Annotated in this window: 10 protein-coding genes and 1 pseudogene; 4 read left to right on the forward strand and 7 right to left on the reverse strand. The window is 49.4% G+C overall.

Translation table 11 applies throughout. The annotated features are described in order from the left end of the window. The first annotated feature begins 33 nt into the window (after positions 1–33). Both ACT6PV_RS01565 and ACT6PV_RS01570 read left to right on the forward strand, forming a co-directional pair. A protein-coding gene (locus tag ACT6PV_RS01565) for an IS3 family transposase (RefSeq protein ID WP_445114760.1) occupies positions 34–1,136 on the forward strand; the annotation gives its coding sequence in 2 pieces (ribosomal slippage) (positions 34–295 and positions 295–1,136; 1,104 coding nt in all). A 37-nt stretch (positions 1,137–1,173) separates the two neighbouring features. Then, positions 1,174–1,572 (forward strand): annotated as a pseudogene (locus tag ACT6PV_RS01570) (transposase); the annotation flags it as partial. Between the two features lie 93 nt (positions 1,573–1,665). Here the strand turns inward: ACT6PV_RS01570 and hisIE are convergent. The 6 genes from hisIE to ACT6PV_RS01600 all read right to left on the reverse strand — a co-directional run bounded on the left by hisIE (position 1,666) and on the right by ACT6PV_RS01600 (position 8,025). Continuing rightward, positions 1,666–2,448, reverse strand: coding sequence for a bifunctional phosphoribosyl-AMP cyclohydrolase/phosphoribosyl-ATP diphosphatase HisIE (gene hisIE, locus ACT6PV_RS01575; protein ID WP_445114761.1), 783 nt, complete (start codon positions 2,446–2,448; stop codon positions 1,666–1,668). 105 nt (positions 2,449–2,553) lie between these two features. Then, a complete protein-coding gene (locus ACT6PV_RS01580) occupies positions 2,554–3,861 on the reverse strand; it encodes an FAD-dependent oxidoreductase (protein WP_445114762.1) in 1,308 nt (435 codons plus the stop codon). 25 nt (positions 3,862–3,886) lie between these two features. Then, entirely contained in the window at positions 3,887–5,506 is a 1,620-nt protein-coding gene (locus ACT6PV_RS01585) for an ABC1 kinase family protein (RefSeq protein ID WP_445114763.1), read from the reverse strand. A gap of 5 nt (positions 5,507–5,511) precedes the next feature. Further along, positions 5,512–6,198 carry a ubiquinone biosynthesis accessory factor UbiJ gene (locus ACT6PV_RS01590; RefSeq protein WP_445114764.1) on the reverse strand — a complete coding sequence of 229 codons (687 nt, stop codon included), beginning with the start codon at positions 6,196–6,198 and terminating at the stop codon, positions 5,512–5,514. Positions 6,199–6,209: 11 nt separating this feature from the next. After that, positions 6,210–7,166 (reverse strand): bifunctional demethylmenaquinone methyltransferase/2-methoxy-6-polyprenyl-1,4-benzoquinol methylase UbiE, encoded by a 957-nt coding sequence (gene ubiE / locus ACT6PV_RS01595; protein ID WP_445114765.1) that lies wholly within the window; start codon positions 7,164–7,166, stop codon positions 6,210–6,212. Between the two features lie 151 nt (positions 7,167–7,317). After that, on the reverse strand, positions 7,318–8,025 hold the full coding sequence (locus ACT6PV_RS01600; RefSeq protein ID WP_445114766.1) for an FFLEELY motif protein: 708 nt from the start codon (positions 8,023–8,025) through the stop codon (positions 7,318–7,320). Positions 8,026–8,289: 264 nt separating this feature from the next. Between ACT6PV_RS01600 and pap the strand changes: the two genes are divergently transcribed. Continuing rightward, positions 8,290–9,708 carry a polyphosphate:AMP phosphotransferase gene (gene pap, locus ACT6PV_RS01605; protein WP_445114767.1) on the forward strand — a complete coding sequence of 473 codons (1,419 nt, stop codon included), beginning with the start codon at positions 8,290–8,292 and terminating at the stop codon, positions 9,706–9,708. A gap of 100 nt (positions 9,709–9,808) precedes the next feature. On the opposite strand, the gene ACT6PV_RS01610 is transcribed toward pap, so the two are convergent. Next, positions 9,809–10,315: a hypothetical protein gene (locus ACT6PV_RS01610; RefSeq protein ID WP_445114768.1), complete on the reverse strand. Its 507-nt coding sequence runs from the start codon at positions 10,313–10,315 to the stop codon at positions 9,809–9,811. 172 nt (positions 10,316–10,487) lie between these two features. Between ACT6PV_RS01610 and ACT6PV_RS01615 the strand changes: the two genes are divergently transcribed. Beyond that, positions 10,488–14,168 carry an exodeoxyribonuclease V subunit gamma gene (locus ACT6PV_RS01615; protein ID WP_445114769.1) on the forward strand — a complete coding sequence of 1,227 codons (3,681 nt, stop codon included), beginning with the start codon at positions 10,488–10,490 and terminating at the stop codon, positions 14,166–14,168. The last annotated feature ends 3 nt before the right edge of the window (positions 14,169–14,171 follow it).

Below are 14,171 nucleotides of genomic sequence, written 5' to 3' on the forward strand. Positions count from 1 at the left end.
GTATATTTAACTCATGTTAAGAGGCATGCAAAGATGAAGAGAAGCAAATTTACTGAAGAGCAAATCGCGTTTGCACTGAAGCAATCTGAAAGTGGCGTCCTGGTCGCTGAGGTTTGCCGTAAGATGGGCATATCAGAAGCGACTTTTTATAACTGGAAGAAGAAATTTGGCGGTCTGGGAGTCAGTGAGCTGAGGAGATTGCGGCAGCTTGAGGAGGAAAACCAGAGGTTGAAGCGACTGGTGGCTGATTTGAGCCTGGATAAGGAAATGCTGCAGGATGTCCTGCGAAAAAAGTTTTAAAGCCGGCCCAGAAACGTCAGTTGGTCAATCACTTGCCTGATGCTTACCGTATCAGTCTGAGACGCAGCTGTAATCTGATTGAACAAAGCACATCGGTTTACCACTACCGATCCTGTAAGGATGATCGTGTGATTACACAACGGATCAGGGAAATTGCGGAAACGCGGGTCCGGTACGGATACGAACGTATTCATGTCCTGCTGCGTAGGGAAGGCTGGCTCATTAACCATAAAAAAACCTATCGTATCTATTGTCAGGAAGGGCTGCATTTGCGGCGTAAACGTCCCCGCCGTCATGTCAGCGGGCAACACCGGATGCAGCGTGATCCGGTCTTTGATATCAATCAGTGCTGGAGCATGGATTTCGTCGCTGACAACCTCTTCAATGGTCAGCGTTTCAGGGCCTTGACTGTAGTCGATAATTTTAGTCGGGAATGTCTTATGATTCATATTGCTGCTTCGATTAAGGGGGAACATGTGGTCATGGCTATGGAGGAGCTCAGGCTGTTACATGGCCGGCTGCCGGCAAAAATACGAACGGACAACGGCAGTGAATTCATTTCCAGGGCATTGGACAAATGGGCGTATGAGCAAGGTGTTATCCTGGACTTTTCCCGACCGGGAACCCCGACAGATAATGCCTATATAGAATCATTTAATGGTAAGCTACGGGATGAGTGTTTAAACACACACTGGTTTTTATCCATGGACGATGCGAGAAATAAGATTGAAGCGTGGCGTGAGGATTATAACCGGGAAAGACCCCATAGCTCACTCGGTTATATGACCCCCAGCGAATTTGTAAGGAATCACCAACAGGCCATGTCTACAGTTTAGGTTGTAGCTACTTTGGGGAGGAGGTCAATTTAAGGGGAAACGCTGTCAGGATTTAAAGTCAGGCGGTCATGGAAAAAGAATGAGTATGATCAGTGCGGTCAGATCGAGTGCTCCCTGCAGTTTTCTGTCACCGCTGGTTTTTCAGGGTTCATGTGACAGGAAGCTATTTATAGGATGGCTTGATTATTTATTTCGGAATTTATCCGGGTCAGGGTATCTTTTGATCCTGGACAATGCATCCATTCATAAAGGCCGGGAAATAGAACAGCTTGCTGAAACGTATAATGTACGAATCGCCTACCTTCCGGCATATAGCCCTGATTTGAATCCGATTGAACAGGCATGGTCTGTACTGAAAAGGAAAGTCTGGAATATTGTAAGTCAACAGAATATTTCCATCTGTGAGGCTCTGGATATCGGATTTAAAGAAATGTAGCCCTTAATTTGCATGTGGCTATACTGAAAAAACCCGCATGTGATCTGCTCCTGGAGCCGGACAGCGGGTTTTTTATGGACAGCCGATATCTGTTCAGTGACTGCGGCTGGCCTTTTCAGTCAGTCCTGATAAGCCCTGACGACGGGCCAATTCATTCAGGACCGGCTGTGTATCCAATCCAAAATAACCGAGCATGACAATGCTGTGGAACCACAGATCGGCAATTTCGTGGATCAGGTCATTTTTATTTTCTTCATTGCTTTCAATTTTAAAATCCTTGGCGGCAATAATGGTTTCAATACCTTCTTCCCCAATTTTTTCCAGGATTTTATTCAGACCTTTGTGATAAAGCTGTGCCACATAGGACGAATCCGGATCAGCCGACTTACGCTCTGCCATCATCTGCCCCAGAGCAGCCAGCACATCGATCTGTTCAGACTGAATTGTGGAGGTGTCCAGCGCTGCACTGTGTGAATGTGACGATTTTTCGCCATAAATCTGGGTTGGATCCTTTAAGGGTGCATCGACAATTTCCCAGCCGTCCGCAGTGAGCTTACGGTAGAAACAGGATTCGCGGCCGGTATGGCAGGCAATTCCGCCGTGCTGCTCAATCTGCAGGATAATGACATCGGCATCGCAATCCAGCTGGATTTCGTACACGGTCTGAAAGTGGCCGGATTCCTCACCCTTGTGCCATAACCGATTGCGTGAACGGGACCAGTACACCGCCTGCTTCTTTTCAGCAGTCAGCGCCAGTGATTCACGGTTCATCCACGCCACCATGAGAATACGTCCGGTCTGATGATGCTGGGCAATGGCCGGGATTAAACCCTGTTCGTTAAATTTTACGTCATTGAGCCATTGCACATTGTTCATGAGGATTTTACCAGAAATAGTTCGTTCAATATTAACTGCGGAATTGCGATTTATGATCGCAGTCAGATAGTTTAGGGGATAGTCAGGTTTTTGTGTGAATAATTTTCAGTCAATTTTTACTTCATTGAATTCAGCTGGCTGACGGGCAATATCTGTATAACTGATCTGGCTGAACGGACCGGATTTCAGACCGGCAATGGTGATGGCCATTTGCTTGCAAAGCCAGGGCATACGATACATCCATGCAAAACTCAGGTCCCTGAGTCTGCCTGCCCACCATAAATCTGACTGATAAAGCGGCGTCAGTAAACGACTGAGAAACTGATAGAAAGCAGTGGGTGACTGGCGGTGCTGATGATAATTCTGCCATAACCCATTCCAGTCAATCTGTTCATTTTTTCGGGCTGATTGCACCGCCTGTCCCAGTGCCCAGGCATCCAGCAACGCCATATTTGCCCCTTGTCCCAGTTGCGGGCTCATGGCATGTGCTGCATCGCCCAGCACACCGATACGGTTTTCACCGAATCTGGACATGACCACATCGCGATAATTGGCTGAAAGCCATTGGGGCGGTTGTTGCTGATCAGGCGTGAACACTTGTTCCAGCCAGTCTGCGGCAGGTTTCCAGCGGCAGGCAACCTCCGCCAGCCATTTATGTTTTGCCTGTGGGTCCGTTAAAAAATCATTCAGTTGCCGGGTCGGTAAACTCCAGAAAACACTGGACAGTTGCTGATCCGGCTGTGTGGGGATACGGCCTGTGGGTAAGATTCCCATCATGATATTGGAACGATCATAAAACTGATGCAGGATGTGGGGATCAAAGATCCGACATTCGGGAACAATGCTCCATACTGCTCCCCACGGATAAGGCTGATCAACTTTGACCCACGACCGGGGGCGCAGTGTGCTTTTTGCACCATTGGCGATCAGAACGGCATCAAAACTGGCCTCAAATGTCAAGCTATTGACCCGTCCTGTGACCTGTACACCGTGGCTGTGTTCCTGCAGTTGCTGAACGTCGCTGTGCATTTGCCAGTGAATCAGCCCGGAATATTCATTGCATTTCGCCTGCAGTACATGGCATAAGCTGGCCCGATGAATCCCCAGACCATAAAAATTCGGATCTGCCTGCTGATAATGACTATTCACCAGTAAGTGTCCACCGGGCAGCTGCCCCTCCAGACCGGTCACGATTGTTCCCAGTTTTAAGGCCTCATCCAGTACTCCCAGATGCTCAAAAACCGCCAGGCCAGTGGGTTGCAGTAACAGTCCTGCACCAATGGGTTGCAGCTGGGGAATTTTTTCAAAAAGAGTGACTGAAATATTCTGGCGGGCCAATAGAATTGCCGTTGCCAAACCTGCTGTTCCTGCACCAATGATGGCAAAGTGGGGTTGGGATGCAATGGAAGTCATATTTTATGATGTTAAGGTGATGTGCTTATTTTGTAATCCGCCAGATCGCCAGCAGCGCTGCCAGTAAAATAAGCAGAATGGAAATGTACCACGGACTCATGATGGCAATGCAAAGACAGATTGCCATGAGACTGCCAAAAATCCAGCTGCGTTTCTGCTGATGTTCCATCTGTAAGCGCAGATTCTGTAATTCGTTTAATTGTTTCGAATGCCAGGCAGACTGATTTTTTAAACCGTTCAGACTATCAATCATCAGAGTCGGCAGGTCCTGTGAGCCAAGCAGTAAATCCGGAATTTTCTGCCCCAGTTCCTTCAGGTTTTTCTGAGGGTTCATCTGAGCCTTGACCCATTCAGTCAGAATGGGTTTTGCCAGTTTCCATATGTCCAGTTGAGGATAAAGATCAGTCCCCAGACCTTCGACGTGTACCAGGGTTTTCAGTAACAGCATCAGTTGTGGCGGAATTTCCAGATGGAAGCGGCGGGCGATATCCATGACCTGAATCAGAATGCCGGCAAAATCCAGTTCATGCATAGGTCTGGAAACCATTGGTCCCACAGTCCGGCGCATTTCACGGGCCAGTGCATCCTGGTCAGTGCCGGGGGGAATCCATCCGGCCTGATGCACAATCTGAATCAGTTGCATAAAGTCACTGTTCATGACGGCCAGCAACATACGTGCAACGGTCATCTGATCATGCCTGGACAGCTCGCCCATAATGGCGCAATCCAATGCAATAAAGCGTGGCTGAACCGGATTCAGGGTTTCGACAAAGACGTTACCGGGGTGCATATCCGCATGGAAAAAATTATCCCGGAACACCTGGGTAAAAAATATGGTCAGGCCTTTTTCAGCCAGATCGGCCCGGTCCATACCCAGTCGGTCAAAAGTTGCTGTATCGGAAACCGGAACACCGATAATTCGCTCAGCGACCATGACATCCTGACTGTCCATATAGACTTTAGGCACATACATCATGGTGGAGCCGGTGAAATAATGCCGCATACGACGGGTATTATCGGCTTCGAGTGATAAATCCAGTTCGTTCAGAATAACCTGTCGATAATCCTGAATGATTTCCGATAAGTGCAGGGCACGGGCGGCTTCCAGGCGTTTTTCCAGCAGGTTGCCAAGCCATTGCAGAATCTCGAAATCCTGTAAAATCTGATTGCGGATGTCCGGTCGGGTGACTTTGACCACCACTTCACGACCATCATGCAAAGCAGCAGTATGCACCTGTGCAACCGATGCGGCCGCCAGGGGCTGCTCATCAAAACGGGCAAACAGCGTGTCAATATCGGCCTTTAATGCCTGTTGGATGCGTGTCCTGGCAAGGTCTGAGGCAAAGGGTTTGACCCGGTCCTGCAATAACACCAGCTGGGTCAGAATGTCAGGTGAAATCAGGTCCCGGCGTGTTGAAAGCAGCTGTCCCAGCTTAATCGCCAACGGCCCCATATCTTCCAGCGCCTGTTTCAGCTTCAGTGGGTTTTTACGTTCCCGGCTGGACCAGGCGGCAGGATGCAGTCGGATGATTGCCAGGACATGCCGTGCTTTTTCGGGCAGCTCTTCCGCAGCAAATAACGTGTCGAGCCTGTAATGCGCAGCAATACGCCAGAGTTCGAGTAAACGTGGAAGGTGCGGAATCATAGTGCTTATTCCCTGGTTTTACTGGGGCGAAGTGGGGTGGTGGTTTGTGTCTGCAGCTGTTGAACCCTGGCTTCAAGACGATCCAGTTCCTGATTCAGCTGACGGGTGGTCTGCTGGAGATCCTGCATTTGCCAGCGGGACGCAAACAGTCCACTGTCTTCTTTAATGAAGTCTTCGGCAAAGAACAGATGACTTTGCAGCGAGCGCCGCAGATGTCGGGGAATCAGTTGCAGCTTGCCGATTTCATGCGCCAGGCTCGGCCCGATCCATTGGCTTAAGTGGGTGGCCAGGTCCGGCTCAGCCTGCTGGATAATCCGCTGAATGTCCCAGAGCAGATGATAATCGCCCTGCAGGGGAATATTGCCGATTTTGTCACTGTCCGTCAGCATCAGTCTGATCAGCTCCACGGCATTTTTGACATGCAGGGTTGCCGTGGCTTCGGTCATATGGTTCTGTCGGTCAAAAGGCCGTTGTTCAAAAATGGACGGTACTTCACTGTGTCCGGTCGCGGTGGCTTCCAGTCGTATTTTATTTTCATCCACGAAACTGTCGACAGACAGCTGTGGGCTGTCCATGACCACGCGCAGCATTTTGCCCTGTAACTGATTGAACTGTATCCGGCTGACTGCATCCAGGTCAATCAGCCGGTTGATGAATCGTTCAGCTGCACCCAGTGCAAGAATTGACCACATAAGCGGTAACCTTAAAGTTTGAAACCGCGGTGAACGGCCACGACACCACCGGTCAGATTGTGATAATCACAGTTCTGAAAACCGGCCTGTTCCATCATGCCTTTTAAGGTCCGTTGATCCGGGTGCATACGGATGGATTCTGCCAGATATTTATAACTTTCTGCATCATTTGCCACCAGTTTCCCCATCAGCGGCAGGGCGGTGAAAGAATACAGATCATATAGTTTTGCAAAGGGCTCAAACACCGGTTTGGAGAACTCCAGGATCAGCAGGCGGCCCCCCGGCTTCAGAACACGGTACATGGCCGCCAGTGCAGCATCCTTATCTGTCACATTGCGCAATCCAAAGCTGATGGTCAGCAGGTCAAAACTGTTGTCTGCAAAAGGTTCCAGTGTTTCGGCATTGGCCAGTACAAAATCGACATTGCTGCAGCCGGCATCAATTAAACGGTCACGTCCGACATTAAGCATGGATTCGTTAATATCCGACAGCACCACATGACCTGTCGGGCCGACTTCCCGACTGAATACTTTGGCCAGGTCGCCGGTTCCGCCGGCAATGTCCAGTACGTGCTGACCACGGCGTACACCGGACATGTGAATGGCAAAGCGTTTCCATAAACGGTGAATACCAAACGACATCAGGTCATTCATAATGTCATATTTGCTGGCGACCGAATGAAAAACCTCGGCCACTTTCTGTGCTTTTTCTTCACTTTTTATGGTCTGGTAGCCGAAATGGGTGGTTTCTCCGACATTGCCGCTGCTGGCGCCGCGTGGCAGATTATACCTGGGTACCGTGCCGGAAGCAGGGCTGTCTGCCGGACTGTGCTGTGTTGAACTTTGCTGCAGGGATTGCTGTTGCCCCTGGGGCGTACCCTGAGGCAGAGGGTCAGTCAGGAATGGACTGCGGTCGATCTTTTGTGTTGATTCAGTCTGTGGGGTCGGCTTTGGGGTTTCACTGGACATTCGAGTCGCTCCTGAACACAAAAATAGGGAATCATACCGCGTGTGCATGATGACAGATTCTGTCGGTTTTTACAGACGTTATCCTGCAATTGATATGAATAATATACAGAAAATAGGGCATGCTGTGGATTTCAGATTGACTGAAACCTTATCATATTTTAAATGGCTTGGGTTTGTCTGAGTGAACATTGTCCACGATCAACCGCTCTTTTTCTGTAAATTGCTGAATAAAGTCCGCAGCGGATTTCATGGGTTTCATTGCCACAAAACCTTCACCGATGAAATCATACATCAGTTCAAAATGATATTTCATGGCCACGCCCTTACACATTCTGAATGCAGTATGCATCATAAAGGAATTCATATATTTATCCAGGCTGCTGCCCAGCTCATCCAGTAGTTCAAGCTGCTGTAGGCGTGCCTGCTGCTGGTCCAGGCGGATTAGGGTCAGGCGCATCATTTCATCGTCAATGGGCTGATCCAGAGGATAATCCCGGAGCAGCTGAATGGTCACCTGTTCATCCAGTTGCATGGCCAGTACCGCAAGTCCGACAGATTTTAAACCGGTTCGGATGGCATTTTCCGGGATCATTTTTTCAGCCTTATGCGCATATTTCAGTAAGCGTTCGATCTGAAGGGCCAGTGCATCAAATTCCGACCCGCCATATAAACGCTGCAGGAAATATTGCGCCATTAACTGATTTTCCGGCTGGTTGAACAGCGTCTGATGCGTGTCCTGAATACGGTTTTTGAGCCACTGCTGGGCCTGACCCAGGCGCAATCTGAGGGCCGGATCCTGGTGATATTGAAGCTGTTGATACTGTTCCAGTAACTGGTCAAGTGCTGTGAGTCTGGACATGGCGGAACTCAATTGGAATACAGACCAGCAGCATAACCATAGTCAGGCTTAACCACCATGACGAATATGCAGAAGATGTCTGCAAATAAGTCAGTTGACCCAAACCTGTGGATATTCTATGGTGTGAAAGAGGGCATTTTATGGTCGGTCAGGCATGGATGGGAATGGGGCCGGGCGGGCGGATGGCGATTTTGTCACTGCTCTGGTGTGATGCGTCGGCCCGATAAAATGGATGAAAACCAGCATAATATTTTGAGTGAACATATGTCTGAACAGCAAACAACATTTGAACTGATGGATCCGGATCAATTATCGCTGGATTTAATTGAAGCCCAGTATGCACTAAAGAGTACCCGGGGGCAAAAAAATGCCAAAAGTCTTGTGGTACTGGTCAGTGGCATAGAACTGGCAGGCAAGGGCGAGTCAGTCAAGCAATTACGCGAATGGGTTGATCCACGTTATCTGCGGGTCAAGGCGGATCCACCGCATTTAATCCGCAATGATGAAACCTTCTGGCAGCCCTATACCCGGTTTATGCCGGCCGAAGGTCAGATGATCGTGATGTTTGGTAATTGGTACAGTGATTTGCTGTCCACTGCACTGCATGTCTCGGAACCTTTTGATGATACGCTGTTCGATGCTTATGTCGAGCAAATGCAGAGTTTTGAACAGGACCTGAAAAGTAACCGGGTCGATGTGATTAAAGTCTGGTTTGATTTGTCCTGGAAATCATTGCAGAAACGACTGGATAAAATGGATGCCGCTGACCAGCGCTGGCATAAACTGCACGGTCTGGACTGGCGTAATAAAAAACAATATGACAATGTGCAGAAACTGCGACAGCGTTTTACCGATGACTGGCAGATCATTGACTGTGAAGACGAAGAGGTCCGTGATCAGCAATTTGCGCAGTATATCCTGAAAAACTTAAAGCATTTGCCGAATCACCCGGTGAAGCTCAGAACAAAATGGGCACAGGCAGACATTCCGGCTGAACTGATACATCCGGCTGAGCAGATTATGCAGAAAGACGACTACAAAGCCGAGTTGAAAAAATTAACCGTGAAGGTGGCCGAAGCCATGCGTCTGAGTGGACGTAAGGTTCTGATTACCTTTGAAGGCATGGATGCTGCGGGTAAAGGCGGTGCCATCAAACGCATTGTGAAAAAGCTCGATCCGCGTGAATACGGCATTTATACCATTGCTGCGCCTGAAAAATATGAACTGGCCCGTCCTTATTTATGGCGTTTCTGGATGAAACTGCTGGAAGATGAAAAGATTTCCATCTTTGACCGCAGCTGGTATGGGCGGGTGCTGGTGGAACGGATTGAAGGGTTTGCCACCGATGTGGAATGGAAACGTGCCTATGACGAAATTAACCGTTTCGAGAAAGATCTGGCGGATAATCAGACCATCATTATTAAATTCTGGCTGGCTATCAGTAAGGATGAGCAGGAACAGCGCTTTAAGGCCCGTGAAGAAACTCCGCATAAGCGCTTTAAAATTACTCCGGATGACTGGCGTAACCGTGACAGATGGGATGATTATTTAAATGCTGCTGCGGATATGCTGCAACGCACACACACGTTTTATGCGCCCTGGCATGTGATTGCAAGCAATGATAAATATACCGCCCGCATAGAAATACTGAGGGCCATTCTGAAACAGCTCAGGGCAGAATAATCTGTCCTGATGCCGGTGTTGTGCGGTCAATGGTGCGACTATTGGTCCTATGCTATTGACAGTATGCTGAAGGGTGAGGCCCTGATCGTCATACAGCAGATCAGTTGATGACCTGGGCCTGCTGTTTCTGCTGAATGCCTTTTGCCAGCTGATAACAGTCTTCCACATGTGCCTCAGCCACTTTTTTCATGACAATATAGCCCAGGCTGGCAGCTACAATGGAGCCACCCAGTGGAATGAATTTGGTGACCTGTTTGGTAATGACTTTGGCTGCAACATTATTCAGGGATGATTTCACCGCAGTACGCGCAATGACCAGTCCTGAGAATTCAAAGCCGCGTTTGCGCAGTTCGGTCCAGTGGATTTTCCTGGTTTCCGGGTCATAGACACTGATCTGATCCGGTTCCAGTCCAAAACGGGCATTAATTTCCGGGATCAGGAAGGACAGCATTCCAACGTCAATCACCACATCAAAAAAAGGAATGGGAATTACCGCAGCACCGGCGGAAACGTATGAACGTTTTTTTACGAGTTCCAGGCATTCGCTGCGGATTTGTTCCAGATTCAGATTTGGGTCGATTGAATCCGGAATTTTGTCAATTTTCATAAAATGTACCTGTGTTCAAGTTCTTTATCATATGTTTATTCAGGCATTTATTGAGCTGATGTGTCAAAGTCTGCACGTGAACTATACTTTAAAAGTGACATAGTGGAATTAAAATGTATAGTGAATAATGTTTATGCTTTTGTGTCGGATCAGGCTGCCAGATTGAGGGTTTATGGGGATTCATGTGATTCAGAGCCAGCGGATTGATGTGCTGGTGCAGGGGGTGCTGCAAAGCAGCCCTCAGCCCTCAGCGCATCCGTTTGCAGTACTGCAGGCACAGCATTTTATTGTTCCCACCCCGGCAGTACAGGAATGGCTGACCCGGGAACTGGCCGAACAGCGTGGGATCAGTGCCAACACGCAGTTTCATCAGCGGATTCGTGGTTTTCAGTGGTATGCCTATCAACAGGTGCTTGAAAATAAGGATCAGGTCCGCAAGGCCAATGTCCCGCGTCTGATGATGAAATGGCGAATTTATCACACGCTGCAAGCGTTTATTGCAACAGATGAAATTGCGCTGGATACAGCCCATCCGTTGTATGCGATTATTCTGCGGATTTATGACAGTGCTGCCCGGCTGGAAAATGGTCCTGAAAAGCAACTGAAAAAACAGGGCATGCTGTATTGGCTGTCCGAGCAGGTCTCCCGATTATTCAGTCATTATATGCTGTATCGTGGCGCCAATCTGTCTGTGCATGACAGCGATGGTTCAGGCAGTAACTGGCTACAGGCCTGGGGGCAGGATCAGGCACTGGATCTTGAGCGTCTGTTTTATCAGAGTGGTGCCGAAACTTCAGCGTTCAGGTTCAGCCAGATTGTGGAACTGGAGCAATGGCAGCGCTGGTTGTGGCAGCATACATTTCATGAGGATTTCAGCCAGATGCAGCGCATTGACAGCGATTTCTGGCAGATCATGGATGATACTGAGCAGCGTGAGGCTGCGTTAAAAAAACTACCGTCGCAGCTGATGGTCTTTACCCTGCTGGATTTGCCGCCTGCGCAGTTGCATTTTTTGCGCCGTCTGGGGCAATATCTCGATGTTTTTATTCTGCATTACAACCCGTCTCAGGAATACTGGGCAGACAGTGTCGATCCTCACTGGAAAAAACAATACGATCTGAGGGTGAAAGAGCGATTCATTCAGAAAAACCCGCATGCAACAGATGCAGAAATTGCCCGGTTTTTTGATGAATTTACTTTAAATTTCAATGCTGAAATACGGGAATCACGTCATCCACTGCTGACCCGTTTCGGTAAGCAGGCACGGGACCATTTTTCCCTGTTGTCCAGTCTGTCGTCCGGTGAGGAAGGGCAATGGGTGGATGCCTTTGTTGATGAGTTTCCGGATGGTTTACTGGGCAGGCTTCAGTCGGATATTCTGTATCTGGCAGAACCGGAGCCGCATGGCTGTCTGTTGAAACCGCAGGATGATTCCATTCAGATTCATGTCTGTCATTCCACCTTGCGCCAGCTGGAAGTGCTCAGGGAACAGCTGATTCACTGGTTGTCGCAGGGAACCGCAGCACAGCTACGCCGTCCGGGCGATATTCTGATTCAGGTGCCGAATTTAAAACAGATTGAACCGCTGATACGCAGTGTGTTTCCGCATCTGCCGGATGCTGATGGCGTATTTTTGCCGGTAAAAATTGCCGGTGTTGCCCAGCTGGATGTCCAGCATGCCTGGCGGGCGGTACTGGGCCGTATACAATTGGTGCAGGGCCGTTTCAGTATTGAGGATTTCGCAGACTGGCTGAATCTGCATGCCACCCAGCGTTATTACCGGCTGGAGATACAGGGCACGGAGCGGATCCTTGCCTTACTGAGCCAGGCCGGCTTTAAACGTGGTCTGGATGCTGAACATTTAGCACAGACGCTGAGTAAGGGCGATGCGGACTACCGTTTCAGTCTGAAATTTGCACTGGACCGGCTGGCGCTGGGGATTGCCATTCCTGAACATACGCTGTTTGAGGAAACGCTCAGTTATGCAGACGTATTACCCGGCGATTTTGAACTGATTGCAGTACTGATGCGTATTTATCAGGATTTCAGTGAACGCAGAGACTGGATGATACTGCATGAACAGGGACAGCGTATTCGTGTTGAACAGTGGCTGAAATGTTTGATACAGGACATCAGCGAATTTGAACAGGTCGGAGTTGAATCTTTAAAAACGGTCCGTGACATTATTGAAAAACAGCGAAGAATGCTGACGCTGGCCAGTTTTTATGATGAGCAGCAGCATGCAGCGTTTGAAAATATCATGTTGCCTTTGCCTTATTTGCTGCAGGAAATTCAGCATGCGCTGGACAGTCAGATGGATCAGGTATTGCCGACCGGGCAGATCAGTTTCAGTGAAATCGGTCAGCTTCGCCCTTTGCCGTATCAGCTGATTGTCATGCTGAATCTGGACAGTGGCCAGTTCCCTGATCGCAGTGTACAGCTGCCTTTTGATTTAATGCAGCTGTTGAAACCACAGCTCGGCGACCGGTCCCGGCTGGAGGATGATCAGGGCGCCTTCCTGGATGCGCTGTTGCTGGCGCGGAATCATCTGTGGCTGTTTTATAATGGATTTGATGTCAATGATGGCGAGGTACGTGAACCGTCCAGCGTGTTGCAGGAATTTATCAGTCATATCGCATTGATGGTCCGATTGCCTTCAGCTGTGTCATCACAGCAGATGATTTCAGTGGATGGCATTGAAGTACCGGAGCAGATTCGGCAGCTATATCATGTTCATCCGTTGCAGCCTTTTGACCCCGTTGGCTTTGAGGCTGCAGAAGCACTGCGTTACCAGGACCAGTGGTTTGCCGTGGCTCAGCAGATTCATGCGTTGCAGATGCATCAGGCCAATGCACCATTCAGCACGGCAGGCTGGGTTAATACTGACTATCCGCAGCCACAGCAGAGTCTGATTGTGGTGGATGCAGGACAATGGATTCAGGATGTAACCTTTCCGGCCCGTTTATATTTAAGCACGCTCGGGGTGGAAAACCTGAAAGCTGAAGATGTACCGGAGCAGGATGAACCACTGATGCTGGACGGACTGCGGCGTTATGTCATCCGGGATTTTTTACAGCAGCAGGATGCCGGCAGTGCAGCTGATGCCGATGATCGTGCCGCTTTGTTACAGGACCAGCTGCCGGTTGGCAAAGTGCAGCACAGTGCCTGGCAAATTGGTGTGGCCGAGCAGGAGAATCTCAGGCAGCGGCTGGCAAAATATGCTGCAGCAACCACACCGACCACACAGCGCCAGTGGCGTATTCAGCCGGAAATGGTCATGAACATTAGCGTACCGGTACAGGCCGGTTCGGACTGGGTCAGTGTGGAGGCCTCATCTGCACGGGCAAAACGCCGTGCCCGTGTCTGGCTGGAGTATTTATTGTGGCTGAGTTTTACAAGGCTGGAGGATACAGAAGCCAGTCGTTTAAAACGGATTGCACTGTTCAGTGACGTCACCATCATCAGTACCGGGCTGACTGCCGGTCAGGCACGCAATTATTTACAGCAATGGCTGCAGGCCTATGCCTATGCGCAGACGCAACCTCTGGTGTTGCCTGCTGCACTGTTATTGCAACCGGCGGAAAAAGGCAAACAGCTTGAGTGGGGAACTGATGAAGCCGGTCATGTCACGCTGCTCAGCTTTGCCGATCTGCTGAAGGAGTGGTATGCAGATTCCGCCCGTTTTCTGACGACATTTTCGGTGGAGGATAACGAAGCCACCAGTCAGCATCGTGACTGGCAGTTTATTTTACAGGAACAGGATGCCACGGCATTGCTGAAACAGGCCTGTGATCAGTTTGCTTATGCGCTGTATCAGCCTGTGTATCAGTACCAATCGGTGGCAGAGGAATAAACG

The organism is Acinetobacter sp. WZC-1, from assembly GCF_052544965.1.